Source organism: Spirosoma profusum (genome assembly GCF_014699005.1).
Classification (GTDB): Bacteria; Bacteroidota; Bacteroidia; order Cytophagales; family Spirosomataceae; genus Spirosoma; species Spirosoma profusum.
Map to the genome: position 1 here is coordinate 1 of NZ_JACWZY010000016.1, position 21074 is coordinate 21074.

A 21074-nucleotide genomic window follows, 5' to 3' on the forward strand; every position below is an offset into this window, starting at 1 on the left:
GGGCCACTTCAAAAAGGCCGGTACTACGCCTAAACGCAAACTGGTTGAATTCAAAGAATTCGAGCAAGAGCTGAATCTGGGCGAAACCCTCACGGTAGCCGACATATTTGTTGAAGCTGACTTCGTTGACGTAGTTGGAACAGCAAAAGGTCGTGGTTTCCAAGGCGTTGTGAAACGTCACGGATTCGGTGGTGTAGGCGGTCAAACGCACGGTCAGCATAACCGGGGTCGTCACCCAGGTTCGATCGGCGCGTGTTCGTTCCCCTCACGCGTGTTCAAAGGTCTTCGTATGGCCGGTCGGATGGGTGGCAATCGCGTAAAGGTTCAAAACCTTCGTGTGCTACGTATTCTGCCCGAGCAAAACCTGCTCGTTGTTAGCGGTTCAGTTCCGGGTGCCAAAAATTCATACGTTATTATCGAGAAGTAGGTCATGGAAGTAATCGTATATAACAGCAAGGGCGAAGACACAGGCAAAAAGGTCTCCCTTTCGGATGAGGTTTTCGGCATCACGCCAAACCAGCACGCGATTTACCTCGACGTGAAACAGTACTTAGCCAACCAACGGCAAGGAACCCACAAAGCGAAAGAGCGTGCTGAAAATGCTCACTCGACTCGCAAACTGAAGAAACAAAAAGGTACAGGCGGTGCTCGTGCTGGTAGTGCTAAGTCGCCCGTATTTGTTGGTGGTGGTACCATCTTCGGACCTCGCCCCCGCGACTATAGTTTCAAGCTGAACAAAAAAGTGAAATCGCTGGCTCGCCAATCGGCTTATGCCGTAAAAGCGCAGTCGAACAGCATTTCGGTTATTGACAGCATCGCGCTGGAAGCTCCCCGTACAAAAGATTACATTCAGTTTCTGAATGATCTGAACGTAACGGGTCGCAAAACGCTGCTGATTCTGCCCGACGTAAATACGAACGTAGTATTGTCGAGCCGGAACGTACAGAAAGCGAAAGTAACGACAGCTGCGCAGGTTAATACCTACGATCTGATGAATGCTGACCAACTGCTCATCAGCGAGGAAGCACTGTCAACCATTCAAACATTGTTTCAACAATAATCATGAGCGTACTGAAACGACCAATCGTCACCGAAAAAATGACGGGCCTTAACAAGCAAGGGAAGTATGCTTTTGAGGTTGAATTAAAGGCGAACAAACTCGAAATCGGCAAAGCCGTCGAGAAAATGTACGGCGTTAACGTAGAAGCTGTGAATACGTTCCGGGTATACGGAAAGAAACGTAGCAAAAACATTAACGGACGTGTTGTATCGGGCAAGACCCCAACCACGAAAAAAGCAATCGTAACGGTGGCAGAGGGCGAGGTAATTGATATTTACGCAGACCTGTAAACCGAGCATTGCTCTACAATAATCAGTCATGGGAGTTAAAAAACTAAGACCAGTAACGCCGAGTACACGTTTTCGCGTGGCACCCGATTTCGCGGAACTGACAGCCTCCAAGCCGGAAAAAAGCCTGCTGGAGCCCATTAAGAGAACCGGTGGCCGTAACAACGAAGGCCACCGCACTATGCGCTACATTGGAGGAGGTCATAAGCGGCACTACCGTATTATTGACTTTAAGCGCGACAAAGTCGGCCAACCTGCCGAAGTTTTGACTGTAGAATACGATCCAAACCGTTCAGCCCGCATCGCGTTGGTGCAATACGCTGATGGTGAAAAACGCTACATCATTGCCCCACAAGGTATCGTAATTGGTCAGAAGATTCAGTCGGGCACCGGCTCTACTCCTGACGTAGGTAACGCGCTACCACTGGCAGATATGCCGATTGGTACTATCGTTCACAACATTGAGCTGACGCCTGGTAAAGGTGGCTCGATGGCCCGTTCGGCTGGTACGTATGCACAGTTGGTTGGTCGTGAAGACAAATACGCAATCCTGCGTCTGCCTTCCGGCGAAACCCGTCGTGTATTGAGTGCTGGTATGGCAACGGTTGGTTCGGTATCGAACCCCGACCATATGAACGTAGTAATTGGTAAGGCTGGTCGGAGCCGCTGGCTGGGTATTCGCCCACGCGTTCGTGGTGTTGTGATGAACCCAGTCGATCACCCGATGGGTGGTGGTGAAGGCCGGGCGTCGGGTGGTCACCCACGTTCGCGCAATGGTCAGTACGCGAAAGGTCAGAAGACCCGTAACCGGAATAAGCCATCTGAAAAAATGATTATTAGCCGACGCAAAAAGTAACAGATAAAAATGGCACGTTCACTTAAAAAAGGCCCATATATCGATTTTCGTCTGGACAACAAAGTTCAGTTGCAAAATGACTCGGGCAAGAAATCGGTCATCAAAACCTGGTCGCGTCGTTCGATGATTTCGCCGGATTTCGTAGGCCACACCTTCGCCGTTCACAACGGAAACAAGTTCATCCCAGTATACGTAACGGAGAACATGGTAGGTCATAAGCTTGGTGAGTTCTCACCAACGCGCAACTTCCGTGGGCACACCGCAAAGAAAGACAAGGGCAAACGATAAACGAAAGTTGTATAGTTGTAAGGTTGAAAAGTTATAAAGTTATAAAGTTTATGAACTGCAAACCCTACAACCTAATAACTATATAACCTTACAACTCAAATTCCAAATGGAAGCAGTAGCAAGACTTAGAGATGTGCCCACGTCGCCCCGTAAGATGCGGTTAATCGCCGACCTGATTCGTGGTCAGCGCGTTAGCCGGGCGTTGGGTCTGTTGAAATACCAGCCACAGGCAGGTGCCGACATATTGCAGAAAGTTCTGCTCTCGGCAGTTGCTAACTGGCAGCAGAAAAATGAGGATGAGCGTATTGAAGACGCTGACCTCTACGTAAAAACGATTTTTGTCGATGGCGGTCCGATGCTGAAACGCCTGCGCCCTGCTCCTCAGGGACGTGGTCACCGGATTCGGAAGCGCTCGAACCACATTACCATCGTGGTCGACAGTGCAGCACAACCTGTACTGGATGCGGCAGAATCAGAAACCCCTGAAAACGAACAATAAAAGGAAATGGGACAAAAAATAAATCCAATTGGCCTGCGACTTGGTATTGTTCGGGGCTGGGAGTCGAGCTGGTACGGCGGTAAAGAATTTGCAGATAAGCTTGTTGAAGACGAGAAAATCCGCAAATACGTAGCAGCCCGTATTCCGAAAGGAGCCATCGCTCGGGTAGTTATTGAACGGACGCTGAAACGCGTTACGTTGACGATTCACACAGCTCGCCCCGGTATTGTTATCGGTAAAGGCGGTGGCGAAGTCGATAAGATTAAAGAAGAGTTGAAAAAAGTAACGGGCAAAGACGTTCAGATCAATATCTTCGAAATCAAACGGCCTGAAGTTGACGCTAAACTGGTTGGCGAAGCTATCGCTCAGCAGTTGCAGGCGCGGATTTCGTTTCGTCGGGCTATGAAGCAAGCCATTCAGTCGGCGCTTCGCGTTGGTGCTCAAGGTATCAAAGTGAAAGTATCGGGTCGTTTAGGTGGTGCTGAAATTGCCCGTTCGGAGCAATATAAAGAAGGCCGTGTACCTCTGCATACGCTACGTGCCGACATCGATTACGCTATCTCGGAAGCACAAACCGTATATGGTAAAATCGGCATCAAGGTGTGGATTTTCAAAGGTGAAGTGTACGGCAAACGTGATCTGTCTCCGGCAGCCATGATGAGCCAGGCACAAGCCGGCGAACGTAGCGCTTCTTCAAATGACCGTGGTGACCGTCGTGGACCTCGTGGTGATCGTGAAGGTAACGACCGTGGTGGTCGTGGCCGTGGTGATCGTAACGACCGTGGTGGTAATAACCGTGGTGGCGGTGGTCAAGGTGGTAATCGCGGTGGCGGTGGCCAAGGTGGCAATCGTGGAGGTGGCGGTGGCCAGGGTGGTAATCGCGGTGGAGGACCAAGACGATAAATTTAGTCAACAGTCGTCAGTTACCGGTCTTTAGCAATTCTATCGACTATCGACTAACCACTATCGACTACAACTTTTAGAGCTATGTTACAGCCAAAAAGAACAAGATTCCGCAAACAACATAAAGGAAGGATTCCAGGTATCGCGTCGCGCGGCCATGAAATCGCTTTCGGTACGTTCGGTATCAAATCGCTGGAGCCAGGACGTATCACTGCCCGTCAGATTGAAGCCGCTCGTATTTCCGTAACCCGTGCCATGAAACGGGAAGGTCAGGTTTGGATTCGTATTTTCCCTGACAAGCCGATTACGAAAAAGCCAGCCGAAGTACGGATGGGTAAAGGTAAAGGTGCTCCCGAATATTGGGTTGCCGTAGTGAAACCCGGCACGATTATGTTCGAAGCAACGGGTGTTGATTTAGCCACCGGCATGGAAGCACTCCGTCTGGCTGCTCAAAAACTACCTGTTCGGACCAAATTTGTGGTTCGACGTGATTATCAGGAGCAAGTCGAGGAATAATACCCTAAGCGACGAACAAGATGAAAAAAGAAGATTTAAAAGGATTGTCGGCCGACCAACTACGTACTGAAATTGGTGCTGAGCAGGACCGACTGCAGAAACTGAATTTTGCGCATGCTGTGTCTCCAATCGAGAACCCGATGCGCATCCGCGAGAGCCGTAAACGGATTGCTCGCTTACACACAGAACTGACAGCGAAATCGCGGCAAGCCTAATTAGAACGACGATGGAAGAGCAACAAGCACCAGCACCGCAGGAGGAAACAACTCCGGCGGCAGCAGCAGAAACGACTCCACAGGAAGAAGTACAAGCTCCCGTGGCCGCAGCAAAGGAAGAGCCGAAGGCAACCGCTCCCGCAACGAGCGAAGCCAAATCGGCGTCGGAACGTAACGCTCGGAAAGAGCGTATCGGACGGGTAACCAGCAATAAAATGCAGAAAACTATTACGGTATCTATCGATCGTAAAGTGAAACACCCGTTGTACCACAAGTTTCAGACGAAAACGAAGAAACTGACGGTTCATGATGAAAATAATGAGTGTGGTATCGGCGACACGGTTCGCGTGATGGAAACCCGCCCATTAAGCAAAAATAAGCGTTGGCGGTTAGTCGAAATCATCGAAAAAGCGAAGTAAGCCATGGTACAGCAAGAATCAAGATTAGGTGTAGCAGATAACAGTGGTGCTAAAGAAGTACTCGTTATCCGCGTTCTGGGCGGTACAGGCAAGCGGTATGCATCGGTCGGTGATAAAATCGTCGTAACGGTGAAACAGGCGTTGTCGTCCAGCAGCATGAAGAAAGGAACGGTATCGAAAGCCGTTGTTGTTCGGACAAAGAAAGAGGTACGTCGGAAAGATGGGTCGTACATTCGCTTTGAAGACAATGCCGCCGTGTTGCTCAATAATAACGATGAGCCACGTGGTACCCGGATTTTTGGGCCTGTAGCCCGCGAATTGCGCGAAAAGCAATTCATGAAAATTGTATCGTTAGCCCCGGAGGTGCTTTAAGCAATGGAAAAGAAAATAACGCTACCGAAACATAAATTCCACATCAAAACGGGTGATACTGTTCTGGTGATTGGCGGTAACTCGAAAGGCCAGCGTGGCGTGGTAAAAGAAATAATCGTTGAAAAAGACCGCGCTCGTGTAGAAGGTGTTGCAATGATTACGAAACACCTCAAACCAACGGCCTCTAGTCCGCAGGGGAGCCTGGAAAAAACGGAAGGTTCAGTCCATATCAGTAATCTGAAACTGGTTGATCCAGCTACCGGCGAACCAACCCGCACGGGTCGTAAGTTGAATGATAAGGGTAAACTACAACGGTTCTCGAAAAAGACCGGCAATTTCATCCCTGACGTCCGTAAATAATAAAGGTCTAAGAAAATGGCAACGCCAAGACTGAAAGAAAAATATTTGAGCGAGGTAGTTCCTCAACTGAAAGACAAGTTTCAGTATAAGTCGGTCATGCAAGTGCCGCGTCTGAGCAAAATTGTCATTAACAAAGGGATCGGAGCTGCTGTCGCTGACAAGAAACTGGTTGACGTAGGCGTCGAAGAACTGACGATGATCACGGGCCAGAAAGCCGTTCCGACCTTGTCGAAGAAGGCTGTTTCGAACTTCAAACTGCGGGAGAAAATGCCCATCGGTGCGAAGGTGACACTACGTGGCGTACGTATGTATGAATTCCTGGATCGTCTGACATCGGTATCGCTTCCACGGGTTCGTGACTTTAAAGGCATCAGCGATAAAGGATTCGATGGCCGTGGTAACTATACGTTCGGCGTGCAGGAGCAGATTATCTTCCCAGAAATCAGCATCGACAAAGTAGCTCGCATTTCAGGTATGGACATTACGTTCGTAACGACCGCGAATACCGACAACGAAAGCTACGAGTTGCTGAAAGCAATGGGAATGCCGTTTGCTAAAAGTGGTAAATAATAACCGACACAAAGGCTAAGACAATGGCAAAAGAATCAATCAAAGCACGGGAACGGAAGCGTGAAGCGCTAGTTGCCAAATACGCTGCGAAACGTAAGGCTTTAAAAGAAGCCGGTGACTATATCGGTCTGGACAAGCTGCCTAAAAATGCATCGCCAGTACGTCTGCACAATCGTTGCAAACTTACAGGACGTCCCCGGGGCTACATGCGCAAGTTTGGTATTTCGCGGGTAACATTCCGTGAGATGGCATCGGCAGGTAAAATCCCAGGTGTAACCAAGGCAAGCTGGTAATTCCAGATTCCATTTCTATTTGTAATTCAGTTTCCGTAATTTTGCGAACTCTTTTGAAAAACAGGGATTTGCAAGTAACGCAACGCTAAGAATGAATACAGATCCAATAGCAGATTACCTGACTCGTGTCAGAAACGCTATCCGTGCTCGGCACCGGGTTGTGGAAATCCCTGCTTCTAATATAAAGAAAGAAATTACCAAGGTTTTGTACGATAAAGGGTACATCCAGAACTACAAGTTCGACGATAGTACTCCACAGGGCTCTATCAAAATTGCTCTGAAGTACAACCCAACAACGAAGCAATCGGCTATCGTTGATCTGCAACGCATCAGCCGCCCAGGTCTGCGACAGTATCGGGGTGCTGACAACCTGCCACGTATCCTGAACGGATTAGGCGTTGCTATCCTTTCGACTTCGAAAGGTGTGATGACCGATAAGGAAGCGAAGACGCTGAACGTGGGCGGAGAGGTATTGTGTTACGTCTATTAATCCGAATTGAACGATGTCACGTATAGGTAAGAAACCCATCGCCCTGCCCAGCAACGTAACGTTGTCTGTCGACAATCAAAATGTCGTGACGGTAAAAGGGCCTAAAGGCACCCTAACCCAATCGGTTGACCCGGACATTTCGGTTGCAATCGAGGAAGGACACATTCAGGTAGCACGCCCCACCGACCAGAAGCGTCACAAAGCAATGCACGGTCTGTACCGTTCATTGGTGAACAACATGGTAACCGGTGTTAGCGAAGGCTACAAACTAAACCTTGAAATTATTGGGGTTGGTTACAAAGCAGCTGTTAACAATAACGTTCTTGAGTTACAATTAGGCTACTCGCACAATGTGTACGTAGCAGTTCCTCAAGAGATCAAAGTAACGGCTGTTACCGAGAAAGGACAGAACCCTAAAGTATATCTGGAAGGTATCGATAAACAACTTCTTGGCGACGTAGCGGCTAAAATCCGTTCGTTGCGTAAAGTTGAGCCTTACAAAGGCAAAGGTATCCGCTTCGTTGGTGAGCAAGTTCGCCGGAAAGCTGGTAAGACTTCGTCTAAGAAATAATTTGTTTCAGGTTCAACGTAGCACTACGTGAAATGTTGAACCCGAAACCTGACATAATAAACGCCTATTTGGTCGGAATCAAATAAGATGGCAACGAATAAACAAGAAAGAAGACAGCGGATTAAGTTCGGTATCCGAGCTAAAGTTTCGGGTACGGCCGAGCGTCCGCGCCTGTCGGTTTTCCGTTCGAACAAAGCAATCTACGCACAACTTATCGACGACGTAGCAGGCCGCACGCTGGCAGCTGCTTCATCGGTTGAGTTGAAAAGCGAAGCTGAAGGGAATACCCTGGACACGGCGAAAAAAGTGGGCCAGCGCCTGGCCGAGAAAGCAGTTGCTCAGAACATCAGCGCAGCTGTGTTCGACCGTAACGGCTACTTATATCACGGTAAAGTAAAAGCACTGGCCGATGCAGCCCGCGAGGGAGGCCTTAAGTTCTAAGCGATGAATATTAATTCAGCAAGACCGACAAAATTCAACGAAGCCGACCTGAAAGAAAAGGTGGTAGCCATCAATCGCGTAGCGAAGGTGGTAAAAGGTGGTCGCCGGTTCAGTTTTTCGGCGATCGTGGTCGTCGGCGATGGTAACGGCGTAGTTGGGTACGGATTGGGTAAAGCCAATGAAGTAACCGACGCCATTGCAAAAGGTGTGGAAGATGCTAAGAAAAATCTGGTACAAGTTCCCCTCCTGAAACGCACGGTTCCTCACGAAATGGAAGGTAAATTCAGTGGTGGTTTTGTACTGCTGAAACCAGCTGCTCCCGGTACGGGTGTAATTGCTGGTGGTGCTATGCGGGCCGTTCTTGAATCGGCTGGTATACATGACATCCTGGCTAAATCGAAAGGTTCGTCGAACCCACACAACGTAGTAAAAGCTACGTTAGACGCTCTGCTCAAAATGCGCTTGCCGCATCAGGTGGCTTTCCAGCGTCAGGTAAGCTTGGCTAAAGTATTTAACGGTTAATAAAAAGGAGCAACTGACATGGCACGAGTACGTATCACGCAAGTCCGCAGCACCATCAAGCGGCCGTTATCGCAAAAAAACGCTATCAAGTCGTTAGGCTTGGGCAAAATTAACCGCAGCGTTGAGCTCGAATACAACGACGCGCTGAAAGGTGCAATCAATAAGGTGCAGCACCTGGTGAAAGTTGAAGAAATTTAAGTACCTTTGCGATTCTTTTGGTTTTCGGGTCGTTTTGACGCTACGTTAAAGCCGCCAGGAGGAGCCAAAAGAATCACTTTTTACAAATAGACCAATGAATTTAAGCAACCTTAGACCGGCAAAAGGTTCCGTCAGTGAGCGCAAGCGAGTCGGACGCGGGCAAGGATCAGGCATGGGCGGTACGTCCACGCGTGGTCACAAAGGAGCGCAATCGCGTTCAGGGTACAGTCGTAAAACACACTTCGAAGGTGGTCAGATGCCACTTCAACGTCGTGTGCCAAAATTCGGCTTCAAAAATATTAACCGCGTCGAGTATAAACCTCTCAATCTGGATAGCATCCAGGCTCTGGTTGACGAAACCAAAGCAACCGTTGTTGACCTGGATTTCCTCCGTCAACATGGTTTGGTAAGTAAAAAAGACCTGGTGAAAGTATTGAGCCGGGGCGAATTGACGTCTGCTATTGAAATTCATGCGCATGCTTTTTCGACGAGTGCGAAAGATGCTATTGAAAAAGCAGGTGGTAAGGCCGTAGTGCCAACGAAAGAAGCGAACGAGGAAGCAGCGAACTAAGTTGTGAGTAAGGCAGTAGCCGACCTATTTTTATGAACCGACTCATCACCACGTTTAAGAATATTTTTGCAATTGACGAGTTGCGGAGTCGAATCCTCAACACGTTGTTGTTCATAACTGCGTTTCGGTTAGGTTCGGCAATTGTATTGCCAGGCGTTGACCCAAGCAAGTTGAACATCAATACAGGAGGATTACTTGGCTTGCTCGATACCTTTTTAGGGGGAGCGTTCAGTAAAGCGTCAATCTTTGCGTTGGGTATCATGCCGTATATCTCGGCATCGATTGCTATCCAGCTTCTTACATTAGCGTTGCCTTACTTCCAGAAAATGCAGAAGGAAGGTGAATCGGGACGTAAGCGACTGAACCAGATTACGCGCGTGCTAACTATTGGTGTTACGGCTGTACAAGCCATTACGTATGTAAATACGACGATTCCTGCGGAAGCGCTCTTTATCGACCGTGGTTTATTCACAATAGCTTCTGTATTTATCCTGACGTCGGGTACCATCTTCTGTATGTGGCTGGGCGAACGTATCACGGATAAAGGAATCGGAAATGGTATTTCCATGATCATCATGATTGGTATCGTTTCCCGGCTTCCAGGTGCTATCATCGGTGAGCAACAGTCACGCGGTTCAAGCGGTATTCTGCTTTTTGTGCTGGAATTAGTGGCTCTGTACTTCGTAGTAATGGGAGCTGTTGTGCTGACTCAAGCTGTTCGTCGGATTCCGATTCAGTACGCCAAGCAAGTGATTGGTAACAAAGTTGTAGGCGGTCAGCGGCAGTATTTGCCTCTGAAACTGAATGCGGCTGGCGTAATGCCTATCATCTTTGCGCAGGCTCTGATGTTTATTCCAACCTACGTAGCAGGTTTGTTTTCTGAGAAAAGCGATTTTGCTGCTAGTATTCAGAACGCTTTCCAGAGTTATACGACCTGGCAGTACAATGTATTGTTTGGCCTGTTGATCATCATCTTTACGTTCTTCTACACTGCTATTTCTGTTAACCCAGTACAAATAGCAGATGATATGAAACGTAGTGGTGGATTCATTCCCGGCGTAAAACCTGGCATTCAGACATCAGAATACATCGGTACAGTACTTGACCGTATTACGTTGCCTGGTGCTATTATGCTGGCTATCGTTGCTATCCTGCCTGCCATTGCGAATCTATTAGGTATGACCAGTGGATTTGCTCAGTTCTTCGGCGGTACGTCGTTGCTGATCATGGTCGGTGTTGTACTTGATACGCTACAACAGGTTGAAAGCTATCTGTTAATGCGTCGCTACGAAGGGTTGATGAAATCGGGTAGAGTACAGGGGCGGACCAACGAAACGGTAGCAGCTTAAGTGAAATGAGTGGTTCTGACAAAAAGGATAAGATGATTTATTTCAGAAGCGACGAAGAAATCGCTCTGATTAAAGCCAGTGCGCAGGTGCTTGGAAAGGCCCATGCTGAAGTGGCTAAACTTATTCGACCAGGCGTTACCACCAAGGAACTAGATACCGTTGCTGAAACGTTTATTAAGGATAATGGTGGCTCTCCTTCTTTCTTAGGCTATAATAAGTTTCCTGCCTCACTCTGTATTTCCATCAATGATGTGGTAGTACATGGCATTCCTAGCCGCTATGAACTTCGCGACGGGGATATTGTCTCGATTGACTGCGGTGTTAAACTGAACGGGTATCATAGCGACAGTGCTTATACGTATCCAATTGGCGACGTAGCACCAGCAGTACGTCGGCTCTTAGCCCGCACGAAGGAGTCTCTCTACATTGGCGTTGAAAAAGCTATTGAGGGAAATCGAGTCGGTGATATCGGTTATGCCATTCAGACATTCACTGAGAAGTTCGGTTATTCGGTTGTGCGGGAATTAGTAGGTCATGGCGTAGGTCAGAACTTACACGAAGCCCCTGAAGTACCAAACTACGGCAAGCGAGGTCAAGGGCCGAAGTTGCAGGAAGGAATGATTTTGGCGATTGAGCCTATGATTAACTTCGGCAAGAAAGGAGTAGTACAGGAACGTGACGGCTGGACAATTCGGACTGTCGATAGAAAACCATCGGCTCACTTTGAGCATACGGTGGCTGTTCGGAAAGGGAAGCCCGAGATTCTAACAACCTTCGAATACATTGAAGCAGTTACCGCAAATACGAGCCTGATGGTTGAATCTCAGGAACTGGTGGTGGCTTAAAGCGAATATGGCAAAGCAGAATTCTATAGAACAAGACGGTATTATTTTGGAAGCATTATCGAATGCTATGTTTCGGGTCGAACTGGCCAACAAGCATGAGGTAATTGCTCACATCTCCGGCAAAATGCGCATGAATTACATTAAGATTTTGCCGGGAGATCGTGTGAAGCTGGAAATGTCGCCTTATGATTTAAGTAAGGCAAGAATCGTGTATCGGTATAAATAAGTTTTCAGTTTTCGATTTGCTTTCTAGTCATGATTAAGTCGACTGAAAGGTAAACTGGAGATTGAAAACAGTAAACGGAAACTTTTACCATGAAAGTTAAAGCGTCAATCAAGAAGCGCAGCGAAGACTGCAAAGTGATCCGGCGGAAAGGGAAGCTGTACGTGATCAACAAAAAGAATCCCCGTTATAAACAAAGACAAGGCTAAGCATGGCACGTATTGCAGGTGTTGATATTCCAGACAAAAAGCGTGGTGAAATTGCGCTGACCTACATCTTTGGCATTGGCCGGAGCCGGGCGAAAAAAATTCTGACCGACGCAGGTATTAGTGTCGACAAAAAAGCCAGCGAATGGTCGGACGAAGAAGCTAGTGCTGTTCGTAACGCAATTTCTAACGAGTACAAAGTCGAAGGTCAGTTACGCTCTGAGGTTCAGTTGAGCATCAAACGACTGATGGACATCGGTTGCTACCGTGGTCTGCGTCACCGGAAAGGGTTACCCGTTCGTGGTCAGCATACGAAAAATAACTCACGTACTCGGAAAGGGAAACGTAAGACTGTTGCTAACAAGAAAAAAGTAACGAAATAATTAATCGGTCGCTCATCGTCATACGGAGCATTTGGGGCCATTTTATCTGTAAATGGCAAGTAATGATAACCGGTGACACATTGACGATTACCTAAAAACAATGGCTCAAGCAAAACGCAAAGACAAAGCGAAAAAGCGGGTGGTAATTGTTGAACCCGTTGGTCAGGTACATATCCGGGCTACGTTCAACAACATCATCATTTCAATTACCAACATGAATGGCCAAGTAATTTCCTGGGCTTCAGCTGGTAAAATGGGCTTCCGTGGCTCGAAGAAAAATACACCGTATGCTGCTCAAACGGCTGCTCAGAACTGTGCTGCTGTTGCTCATGACCTGGGTATGCGCAAAGCTGAGGTGTTTGTGAAAGGTCCAGGATCTGGTCGTGAATCAGCTATCCGCACCATTCAGAATTCGGGTATCGAAGTAACGACTATCCGTGATATTACCCCGCTGCCGCACAATGGATGCCGGCCGCCAAAACGTCGTCGCGTATAATACGGATGGCATGAATAGGGGCAGGCGACATTCGGTTGTGTCTGTCCAATGTTTCACAATTATTCATTCATTAAAGAATGGCACGTTACACAGGGCCAAAAGCCAAAATTTCGCGGAAGTTCGGCGAACCCGTGATGGGACCGAGCAAAGCGCTCCAGAAAAAAAATTACGGACCGGGTATGCACGGTCGGGGCCGCAAACGGAAACAATCCGAATATGCGCTCCAATTAACAGAAAAGCAGAAAGTAAAATACACCTACGGTATTCTGGAACGTCAGTTCCGTGCCTTATTCCACCGGGCTCAGGTTCGTGAGGGAATCACGGGTGAAAACCTGCTTAAATTATGCGAAGCCCGTTTAGATAATACGGTCTATCGTCTAGGTATCGCTTCATCGCGTCGGTCAGCTCGCCAGTTAGTAGCTCACAAACACATTGTTGTTGATGGCGAGGTAGTTAACATTCCTTCATACTCTCTGAAACCAGGTCAACTGATCAGCGTTCGGGAGAAATCGAAATCGCTGGAAGCAATCACAACCAGCGTAGCGGCTCGCAATACGAAACGGTATAACTGGGTTGAGTGGGATGCGCAACAATTGACGGGTAAGTTTATTAGCTACCCTGAGCGCGATCAAATCCCGGAGAACTTCAACGAGCAGGCCATCGTCGAATTGTATTCGAAGTAATAGATAGTTTATTGATTACCGTTTTCTGTTGGCAGTTGTGTGTTAATACTCGCTATACCTAACAGAAAACGGTAAACAGTAAGCGGAAAACTTGTTTTAGAGTCTTCACGCCAAGGCAGAGAACTGCTGTAAAAATACGAAACGTATGTCAATATTAGCGTTCCAGATGCCCGACAAAGTCGTAGTGGAGAAAGCTGACGACTTTCACGGGGTGTTTGAATTTAAACCCCTTGAAAAAGGATACGGTGTAACCATTGGGAATGCGCTACGTCGCATTTTGCTTTCCTCGTTGGAAGGCTACGCCATTACAAGCGTAAAATTTCCCGGTGTGTTACATGAATTCTCTTCCATCGAGGGTGTTGTTGAAGATGTGACAGAAATTATTCTGAACCTGAAAATGATCCGGTTCAAGAAAATTTCGGACATGGTTGACAACAAGATTACCGTCAACATCAAAAAGCAATCAGTTTTAAAAGCTGGTGATATATCTAAATTCTCGCCCTCGTTTGAGGTGTTGAACCCCGAACTGGAAATCTGTCACATCGACGATACGCGGGATTTAGAGATGGAAATTTTTGTGGAAAAAGGCCGCGGCTACGTTCCCGCCGACGAGCCTCGTGCCAACGAACTTCCGTTTGGACATATCCCGATCGATGCTATTTACACGCCGATTAAAAACGTGAAATATAGCGTTGAAAATACGCGGGTTGAACAGAAAACGGACTTTGAACGGCTGTTGCTGGATATTGAAACGGATGGTTCAATCCACCCGGAAGATGCGCTGAAAGGTGCTGCTTATATCCTGATTCAGCATTTCATGCTGTTCTCTGATCAAACGATGACATTCGAAACGACCAAGCCGGAAGAAGAGAATGTTGTTGATGAAGAAGTACTGCATATGCGCAAACTGCTGAAAACGTCGTTGGCCGACCTCGACCTTTCAGTACGTGCCTACAACTGTCTTAAGTCGGCTGATGTTCGGACATTGGGTGACCTGGTTCGGTTAGAAATTTCGGATATGATGAAATTCCGCAACTTCGGAAAGAAATCATTAACCGAATTAGAGCAACTGGTGGCAGAGAAAAACCTGACGTTCGGTATGGACGTCTCGAAGTACAGATTAGACGAAGACTAAAAGCTGCGATGGGCATAGGGATTAGGGCGTAGGGACAGACAACCCCGAGCCCCATGCCCCGAGCCCCATGCCAAAATAACAATGAGACACGGTAAAAAAGATAATCACTTAGGTCGGACACATTCGCACCGCGAAGCGATGCTCCAGAACCTGGCTACGTCGCTGATTATGCACAAGCGTATCGAGACGACGGTGGCTAAAGCGAAGGAACTCCGCAAGTTCGTAGAGCCTATTCTGACAAAGGCGAAAGATGATACGTTCCAGAATCGTCGGGTTGTATTCCAGTCGCTGCATAACAAAGAAACCATCAAGGAATTATTCGGTGCGGTAGCTGATAAAATTGCCAGCCGTCCAGGTGGTTATACACGTATCATCAAATTAGGTAATCGGCTTGGCGACAACGCCGATACGTGCCTGATTGAATTGGTCGATTTCAACGAATTGCTAGTTGCTGCCGTTGCTGAAAAAGCAGCTGCTGCAACCAAAACACGTCGGAGCCGTCGCGGAGCTGGTGCTGGAACGCGTCAGGCTGCTGCGTCAACTGAAGTTCCATCTGCTGAAGTTGTTGAAGAGGCTGCTCCAGCCGTAGAAGCTACTGAAGTTGAAGAAGCACCAGCGGCTAGCACGACCTCTAGCGATGACTTGACTAAAATTGAAGGTATTGGTCCGAAGATCGCAGAGTTGCTCAACAACGCAGGTATTACTACCTTTGCACAGTTGGCCGATGCTCAGGACGAAACTGTTCAGCAAGTCTTGACGGAAGCTGGCCCCCGTTTCAACGTACACGATGCTACAACCTGGAATGAACAGGCTGCTCTGGCACGTGACGGTAAATGGGATGAGCTTGCAGAATTGCAGGATCGTTTAAAAGGTGGTAAAGAAGCCGAAGAATAGTGACCTACGAACACGTCATATAGAAATGGGTTAACCGCACCGGTTAGCCCTTTTTTTTAGTCTTTCAAGCCAAAACGAATAGATGAAACACACGAAGCAACCTGAAGCATTGTTGGTTTTACAGGATGGAACAGTTTACAAAGGGCTAGCGCTCGGTAAAATTGGTACAGCCGGAGGAGAGATTTGCTTTAATACCGGTATGACCGGCTATCAGGAAATTTATACCGATCCGTCTTACTACGGTCAGGTGATTATCAATACGACCTCGCACATTGGTAATTATGGTGTGCTGAATAATGGTGAGCAGGAATCGAATGGCGTTAAAATTCGGGCCATGGTTTGCAATTTCTTCTCGAATATTCACTCTCGCTACACCGCTGATGGTTCGCTACAGGATTATTTCGAGAAGGCAAACATAGTTGGTATTCACGGGGTCGATACGCGACAGTTGGTACGTTATATTCGTTCGAAAGGTGTAATGAACTGCATTATTTCGTCCGAAATTCTTGACCCGGCCGTCTTACTTGCCGAACTGAATAAAGTGCCGGATATGGCGGGTCTGGAGCTTTCGTCGGAGGTTTGTACCAAAGAATCTTATGAGCAGGGCGACCCTGAAGCTAGTTTGCGCGTGGCTGTTCTGGACTTGGGTGTGAAACGTAGCATCCTGACTAACTTCAATCAGCGAGGTGTTTTCTGCAAAGTGTTCCCGGCACGGACGCCACATGATGAATTAGCTGCCTGGAAACCGAACGGTTATTTCATAGCAAATGGCCCTGGTGACCCGGCTGCTATGCCCTATGCTGTCGAAACCGTTACGCAGGCTCTGGATACCGATAAGCCTTTATTCGGTATTTGCCTCGGGCATCAGATTCTGTCGCTGGCGAGCGGTATTTCGACCTATAAAATGCACAACGGCCACCGTGGGTTGAATCATCCAGTAAAAAACCTGATTACGGGCCACTGTGAAGTAACGTCGCAAAATCACGGTTTTGCAGTGAAAGCCGATGAGGTAATGGACCATCCCAACGTTGAACTCACTCACATCAACCTCAACGACAAGACAATTGAGGGAATTCGACGGAAAGATAAACCCGCGTTTTCGGTGCAATACCACCCGGAATCGTCGCCCGGCCCGCACGATTCGCACTACCTGTTCGATCAGTTTGTGCAAATGATGAAAGAATAACAGAAAGCCTGGGGAAACTCAGGCTTTTTTGTTGAGTAATGTGGGCGGAAATCCGTGTTACTCAACTCCTCGCCAGAATTCCCGACTCCACTTCCGTTGGAATGCCCAATGACGCGATTGCAAGGCGATGGGCAAATAAGCGTGGGCCTGTTTTGGGGTTTGCTGGTAATAAGCATCGTCATCCGTCAGAACGAGCGATTCATACGTAGCATTGGATTTGACGGTTAAATCAGCGAAGGGTAATTCGGGACGCCAATTCGAGTGTTGAGCTGCTAGTTTGTTTTTTAACAACGCGCCTGATGGTAGAACCTGTTGGGAGTTGGGCGAGGGCTGGAACTGCTGCTGTGCTACGTTAAGCGCATAACTCAAATACGATTTTAACAGTTTGGGGCCAGGATTAGCAGTTTCTGCTACGTTCAATTGTTCAGGCCATAGGCTCGTTACTACGTAGACCCGTTCGCGAGCGCGCGTAACTGCTACGTTCAATCGATTCTCGCCACCACGTGCGTTTAGGCTGCCAAATTGTGCAGATAGTCGACCACGCTCGTCAGGTGCGTACCCTACAGAGAAAATGATAACGTCGCGCTCGTCGCCCTGGACGTTTTCTATATTTTTGACGAATAACTGTAACGCGGAGATACGGCTTTCCAGTACCTGATCCGCAATGTTATCTGTGGGCAGCGTTTCTGCGTTACTTTCCAGCATATCCTGAATGAGTTGCTGCTGCGGATAGTTGAACGTAACGATGCCTACCGATCGGCCCGGCATTTCGGTCGCCAGCTGGTCGAGAAGTTGGATAACGGCTTCTGCTTCGACGGGGTTTGTATTTTGTTGCCAGACTCCCTTTACGTTCATATAACGAATTGAGGGTTCGCGACGATTGATGTCGTCGAAATGGGGGAGCAAAGAAAGTTTACTCTCGTAAAAATGCTCGTTTGAGAACGTAATGAGGTCGAGCGAGTGGCTGCGGTAGTGTTCAGTTAACGACACCTGGGGCAATTGCTGGGCGGCTAATTCCAGAAGCGATTCAACTTCAAGCGCGACAGGAATCTCTTCTTCCTGATCGGTATCATCCAGACGGGTTCGGTATAGATCACTCGGACGTAGTTGTTGATTATCCCCCGTTACGACTACCTGCTTCCCGCGAGCCATCGCTGGAACACCGTTTTCGGCAAAACACTGTGACGCTTCATCAAAAATGACCAAATCGAATAAATCATCACGTAACGGAAACATGGCCGATACCGATTCGGGCGAAGCCAGCCAACACGGAACTAGTTTAAATACCTCATCAGCGAACGACTCCATTAACTTACGTACCGGCCAGATATTACGTTTCTTGGTAGTTTGGTGAAGCAAATCCCGGTACGTTACTACGTTGTTCAGGCGATTGAACGTCAGGTTTCGGTACGTCTGTTCGCGGAGTTTTACCAGAAGAATGTCCCGACTAAGTGTTTGTTTACGACCAACGCTTTCCTGTAAGGCTTGTTCCCATTGACCCATTTTCAGCGACGATACGCTACGTAGTATCGGGTAAATATTCTCGATGTGATCGAGCCAGGCCTGCCGAAGACTCGTTTGAAATGCGGCAAGCCAATCTGGAGATGCCTGTTGTTTTAGTCGGTCGACAACGGTTTTCTCTACGTCCGAAAAGCCTTCCTGCAGGTGGTCTGCTTCGACAATCAAATCAAAATCGCGCCGGAGAATTCGGCGAAAGTCACCCGTAAATACGTCATCTACCCAAATTTTACTCAATTGGTTAAGCGTCAGATACGTCTGTGTGGCACTTTGCATTTGTGCTACGTTCGCTGCCAGCGCGAGTATTGCCCGAACAGATTCGACAAATTGCTCATGTGTTTGCCAGCGCGATTCGGGAATCTGCCGTAAAGGAGTTATATCCCTTAAACGCTCGGTTAGGTGTTGTGCACGACGTAGTAGACGCAAGCTGTCAGGCGTTTCTGGGATTGAGAGGCCCGTGAGCAACGTAGTGGTCTCATGGCGAATAGCCTCCAGACGAATACGTTTGTCAATACGTTGCTCTAGTATTTGTAAATCACTCTGTGATAGTGTCAAACCATTCGCCGAAACCACGGTTTGTAACTGCGATTTTCCTGGATTGGTCAATTGCCACCAATTCCAGGTTATCCACGATGAACGAGCCTTTAACGCATCGGCCAGCAATGTTCGGAAGCTGCGTAAATCAGTTGTGGATAACGATGACTCAGTGCCGGGAGGAGTTAACGTATCATCCCAGGCATCAGCGAGTTGTTCTAGTTTAGCTTCATCCGTTGTCATAGCCGGATGCGTTGGGGAGTCACGTAACACCCGTATGACGGCCCAAAGGGTAGGGGTGTCCGCTGCTTCGAGCAACGTAAGTAGAGCTGTTAAATCCCAGTCATGTGACTGCCAATCAGCTAGTTGGTTAAGTGATAAAGGCTGTCCTAACAGTTTATTCGTTTCTTCGTTCGTTCGGTTGCGAAGCTGTTGCCACTGCACGATTGCCTGTTCTGCTTTGGGTAAGTCGGCGTTCGTAAAAGACGCAAAACTCACTCGCTCTGACCATACATGGTCAGCTCCTAATCGATTTTGGTAAGCAGCATAATCGGTAAGTCGCCGAGTAAAGTTATCCACATTGATTAAATGGAATTGTGGATAACTATCTTCTAATGGAATTACCTCAATGACTGAGTCGATCGTCAGGTATAACTCTTTCGCCGAAACTCCGCAAATACTTGTATCAAAAAGGGCGTCTTTAAACGCTTGTAATTCACTGACCGTTTCGTCAATTCGTCGGCTCTCTACGTCGAAATCTCGTTCGAGCAGTACTGCATTCAGACTGTTATTCTGTTGACGATACGTATCGATCTGGTTAATCTGACCTGCAATCTGAGCGTACAAAGCGCGCCGGTCATCCTGAAAATCGTGAATCAGCGCAAGAAAGGAACCCATGCCAACTTGCTGAAGTCGCTCCTGTACTACGTCGAGGGCGGCCCGTTTCTGGCACACCAGCAGCACACGTTTTCCCGACGCAGCCGCATCGGCCATGAGGTTCGCGATCAATTGCGATTTTCCCGTTCCCGGCGGCCCCTGCACCACCAGCGATTGCCCTGACTTCACCGCACGCACAGCCGCTTCCTGCGACGCATCCATCAGCAAAGGCGTGTGGATGGATTTTTCAGGCAAAGGGGCAGAGGGCATGGGGGGGAAGGCATGGGGAGAAGGGCTTAGTGGAGAGATGGTATCAGAAAAATCTTCCTCTTCAATCCTAAGCTCTTCCCCCTCCGCAATTAACTTGTCATAGTCCGGGACGAGAAACGAACCTGCTTGGGGGAAAATGCCTAGTACGGCTTCTGGATATAGTTTCAGTTCGCCGGTACGTTCGAGTTGGGCGAGGTCTTTGGTGGTTTGTTTGTTGAAAAACAGGAGTTTATCTATAAATAAGTCCTGATTGAAATTGATTTCGAGCGGGGTTGTTTTCAGCCATTCATAGAGTTGGGTACGGAAGGCCAGTGGATCGCGGTCGAAGTCGTCCAGCGTTTTCTCAATAATCTCGTCGGGCAACTTTACCTGATTAAATTGACCGTATGCCAGCGCCAGCGTCGGATTCAAAAACGCTAGTTCGTCTCCCCGGCGGGTGAGTTTCCAGAATTTACCCTGCTGCTGAATCTGTATCGGAAAAAATAACAGAGGCCCGTGAATTACCGTATCGTCCAGAAATTTGCCTTTCACAAAGGGCCAGCCAACGTACAAATCTTCCGTACCGCGCTCTTCCTCAATGAATCGAGCCGTTCGGTCGATACGTCGAAGTTTCCGACTCACTTCGTTGCTACGTTCCTGTCGAGGGTCAATAACTTCGCAAAGCGACATCGAAGGTTTACGGGCAATCAGGTCGGCAATGAGGCTGAATGATGGCTTGTTAAGGAGAAAATCGGTTTCGTGCAGGTCCAGAAACTGACCAGCGGGTAAACTAGTGAGCAACAGTGAGCGATTTCGGCTACTGAGATTGGTTGATCGACGGCGAAACGTGCGTAATACGTTAGCAGATAACATGGGTGGAATCTACGATTCTATCCTATCTAAACGAAATCGCACCAGCTAATCTTACTTGTCAACGTAGCAGTTGCTACGTTAGGGAAGTATCATCAATACGTCGACCAATAACGAACGTATTGATGATACGTTGATAAGTTGGAATCAGGCATCCATTTTCAAAGGCTCGATATCAACGTAGCACACCACGTTG

The 21074-nt window shown here is 48.1% G+C and carries 31 protein-coding genes; 30 read left to right on the forward strand and 1 reads right to left on the reverse strand.

What is annotated here, in order from left to right:
- The 30 genes from rplC to carA form a co-directional block, all read left to right on the forward strand.
- The coding region (gene rplC / locus IC229_RS18210) for a 50S ribosomal protein L3 (protein WP_190888444.1) at nt 1–427 on the forward strand (427 nt) is incomplete at its 5' end.
- Nucleotides 428–430: 3 nt separating this feature from the next.
- On the forward strand, nt 431–1060 hold the full coding sequence (gene rplD / locus IC229_RS18215) for a 50S ribosomal protein L4 (protein ID WP_190888445.1): 630 nt from the start codon (nt 431–433) through the stop codon (nt 1058–1060).
- Between the two features lie 2 nt (nt 1061–1062).
- Nucleotides 1063–1350: a 50S ribosomal protein L23 gene (gene rplW / locus IC229_RS18220; RefSeq protein ID WP_190888446.1), complete on the forward strand. Its 288-nt coding sequence runs from the start codon at nt 1063–1065 to the stop codon at nt 1348–1350.
- Between the two features lie 28 nt (nt 1351–1378).
- Nucleotides 1379–2203 carry a 50S ribosomal protein L2 gene (gene rplB / locus IC229_RS18225; protein ID WP_190888447.1) on the forward strand — a complete coding sequence of 275 codons (825 nt, stop codon included), beginning with the start codon at nt 1379–1381 and terminating at the stop codon, nt 2201–2203.
- Nucleotides 2204–2212: 9 nt separating this feature from the next.
- On the forward strand, nt 2213–2491 hold the full coding sequence (gene rpsS / locus IC229_RS18230) for a 30S ribosomal protein S19 (RefSeq protein WP_190888448.1): 279 nt from the start codon (nt 2213–2215) through the stop codon (nt 2489–2491).
- 106 nt (nt 2492–2597) lie between these two features.
- On the forward strand, nt 2598–2990 hold the full coding sequence (gene rplV, locus IC229_RS18235) for a 50S ribosomal protein L22 (RefSeq protein ID WP_190888449.1): 393 nt from the start codon (nt 2598–2600) through the stop codon (nt 2988–2990).
- A 6-nt stretch (nt 2991–2996) separates the two neighbouring features.
- The gene (gene rpsC, locus IC229_RS18240) at nt 2997–3893 is read left to right on the forward strand and encodes a 30S ribosomal protein S3 (protein WP_190888450.1); all 897 of its coding nucleotides are present in this window, start codon (nt 2997–2999) and stop codon (nt 3891–3893) included.
- Between the two features lie 84 nt (nt 3894–3977).
- Complete coding sequence (rplP, locus tag IC229_RS18245) at nt 3978–4409, forward strand: 50S ribosomal protein L16 (protein ID WP_190888451.1); 432 nt, start codon at nt 3978–3980, stop codon at nt 4407–4409.
- Between the two features lie 20 nt (nt 4410–4429).
- Entirely contained in the window at nt 4430–4624 is a 195-nt protein-coding gene (rpmC, locus tag IC229_RS18250) for a 50S ribosomal protein L29 (RefSeq protein WP_190888452.1), read from the forward strand.
- Nucleotides 4625–4815: 191 nt separating this feature from the next.
- The gene (gene rpsQ, locus IC229_RS35755; protein ID WP_394355961.1) at nt 4816–5043 is read left to right on the forward strand and encodes a 30S ribosomal protein S17; all 228 of its coding nucleotides are present in this window, start codon (nt 4816–4818) and stop codon (nt 5041–5043) included.
- A 3-nt stretch (nt 5044–5046) separates the two neighbouring features.
- Entirely contained in the window at nt 5047–5415 is a 369-nt protein-coding gene (rplN, locus tag IC229_RS18260) for a 50S ribosomal protein L14 (protein ID WP_018618706.1), read from the forward strand.
- A 3-nt stretch (nt 5416–5418) separates the two neighbouring features.
- Nucleotides 5419–5775, forward strand: a complete 357-nt coding sequence (rplX, locus tag IC229_RS18265; protein WP_190888454.1) for a 50S ribosomal protein L24 — start codon at nt 5419–5421, stop codon at nt 5773–5775.
- 15 nt (nt 5776–5790) lie between these two features.
- The gene (rplE, locus tag IC229_RS18270) at nt 5791–6345 is read left to right on the forward strand and encodes a 50S ribosomal protein L5 (protein WP_190888455.1); all 555 of its coding nucleotides are present in this window, start codon (nt 5791–5793) and stop codon (nt 6343–6345) included.
- A 23-nt stretch (nt 6346–6368) separates the two neighbouring features.
- Nucleotides 6369–6638, forward strand: a complete 270-nt coding sequence (gene rpsN, locus IC229_RS18275; protein WP_020600943.1) for a 30S ribosomal protein S14 — start codon at nt 6369–6371, stop codon at nt 6636–6638.
- A gap of 91 nt (nt 6639–6729) precedes the next feature.
- A complete protein-coding gene (gene rpsH, locus IC229_RS18280) occupies nt 6730–7128 on the forward strand; it encodes a 30S ribosomal protein S8 (protein WP_190888456.1) in 399 nt (132 codons plus the stop codon).
- Nucleotides 7129–7141: 13 nt separating this feature from the next.
- Complete coding sequence (rplF, locus tag IC229_RS18285) at nt 7142–7699, forward strand: 50S ribosomal protein L6 (protein WP_190888457.1); 558 nt, start codon at nt 7142–7144, stop codon at nt 7697–7699.
- Between the two features lie 87 nt (nt 7700–7786).
- Nucleotides 7787–8140, forward strand: a complete 354-nt coding sequence (rplR, locus tag IC229_RS18290) for a 50S ribosomal protein L18 (RefSeq protein WP_223834066.1) — start codon at nt 7787–7789, stop codon at nt 8138–8140.
- A 3-nt stretch (nt 8141–8143) separates the two neighbouring features.
- Complete coding sequence (gene rpsE / locus IC229_RS18295) at nt 8144–8662, forward strand: 30S ribosomal protein S5 (RefSeq protein WP_190888458.1); 519 nt, start codon at nt 8144–8146, stop codon at nt 8660–8662.
- Nucleotides 8663–8680: 18 nt separating this feature from the next.
- Nucleotides 8681–8860, forward strand: coding sequence for a 50S ribosomal protein L30 (rpmD, locus tag IC229_RS18300; RefSeq protein WP_190888459.1), 180 nt, complete (start codon nt 8681–8683; stop codon nt 8858–8860).
- Between the two features lie 94 nt (nt 8861–8954).
- Entirely contained in the window at nt 8955–9431 is a 477-nt protein-coding gene (gene rplO / locus IC229_RS18305) for a 50S ribosomal protein L15 (protein WP_190888460.1), read from the forward strand.
- 32 nt (nt 9432–9463) lie between these two features.
- Nucleotides 9464–10780 (forward strand): preprotein translocase subunit SecY, encoded by a 1317-nt coding sequence (gene secY / locus IC229_RS18310; protein WP_190888461.1) that lies wholly within the window; start codon nt 9464–9466, stop codon nt 10778–10780.
- Nucleotides 10781–10812: 32 nt separating this feature from the next.
- Complete coding sequence (map, locus tag IC229_RS18315) at nt 10813–11625, forward strand: type I methionyl aminopeptidase (RefSeq protein ID WP_190888462.1); 813 nt, start codon at nt 10813–10815, stop codon at nt 11623–11625.
- 7 nt (nt 11626–11632) lie between these two features.
- On the forward strand, nt 11633–11851 hold the full coding sequence (gene infA / locus IC229_RS18320) for a translation initiation factor IF-1 (RefSeq protein WP_018618718.1): 219 nt from the start codon (nt 11633–11635) through the stop codon (nt 11849–11851).
- A gap of 89 nt (nt 11852–11940) precedes the next feature.
- On the forward strand, nt 11941–12057 hold the full coding sequence (gene ykgO / locus IC229_RS18325; RefSeq protein ID WP_018618719.1) for a type B 50S ribosomal protein L36: 117 nt from the start codon (nt 11941–11943) through the stop codon (nt 12055–12057).
- 2 nt (nt 12058–12059) lie between these two features.
- Nucleotides 12060–12437: a 30S ribosomal protein S13 gene (gene rpsM, locus IC229_RS18330; protein ID WP_012930220.1), complete on the forward strand. Its 378-nt coding sequence runs from the start codon at nt 12060–12062 to the stop codon at nt 12435–12437.
- 100 nt (nt 12438–12537) lie between these two features.
- Nucleotides 12538–12933 (forward strand): 30S ribosomal protein S11, encoded by a 396-nt coding sequence (gene rpsK, locus IC229_RS18335; RefSeq protein WP_077919278.1) that lies wholly within the window; start codon nt 12538–12540, stop codon nt 12931–12933.
- A 77-nt stretch (nt 12934–13010) separates the two neighbouring features.
- Nucleotides 13011–13616 carry a 30S ribosomal protein S4 gene (gene rpsD, locus IC229_RS18340; RefSeq protein WP_190888463.1) on the forward strand — a complete coding sequence of 202 codons (606 nt, stop codon included), beginning with the start codon at nt 13011–13013 and terminating at the stop codon, nt 13614–13616.
- A 145-nt stretch (nt 13617–13761) separates the two neighbouring features.
- On the forward strand, nt 13762–14751 hold the full coding sequence (locus IC229_RS18345; RefSeq protein WP_190888464.1) for a DNA-directed RNA polymerase subunit alpha: 990 nt from the start codon (nt 13762–13764) through the stop codon (nt 14749–14751).
- An 81-nt stretch (nt 14752–14832) separates the two neighbouring features.
- Entirely contained in the window at nt 14833–15645 is an 813-nt protein-coding gene (gene rplQ, locus IC229_RS18350) for a 50S ribosomal protein L17 (RefSeq protein ID WP_190888465.1), read from the forward strand.
- An 82-nt stretch (nt 15646–15727) separates the two neighbouring features.
- Nucleotides 15728–16831 (forward strand): glutamine-hydrolyzing carbamoyl-phosphate synthase small subunit, encoded by a 1104-nt coding sequence (carA, locus tag IC229_RS18355; RefSeq protein ID WP_190888466.1) that lies wholly within the window; start codon nt 15728–15730, stop codon nt 16829–16831.
- A gap of 57 nt (nt 16832–16888) precedes the next feature.
- Here the strand turns inward: carA and IC229_RS18360 are convergent, their stop codons facing one another.
- Entirely contained in the window at nt 16889–20881 is a 3993-nt protein-coding gene (locus IC229_RS18360; RefSeq protein WP_190888467.1) for an AAA domain-containing protein, read from the reverse strand.
- Between the last annotated feature and the right edge of the window lie 193 nt (nt 20882–21074).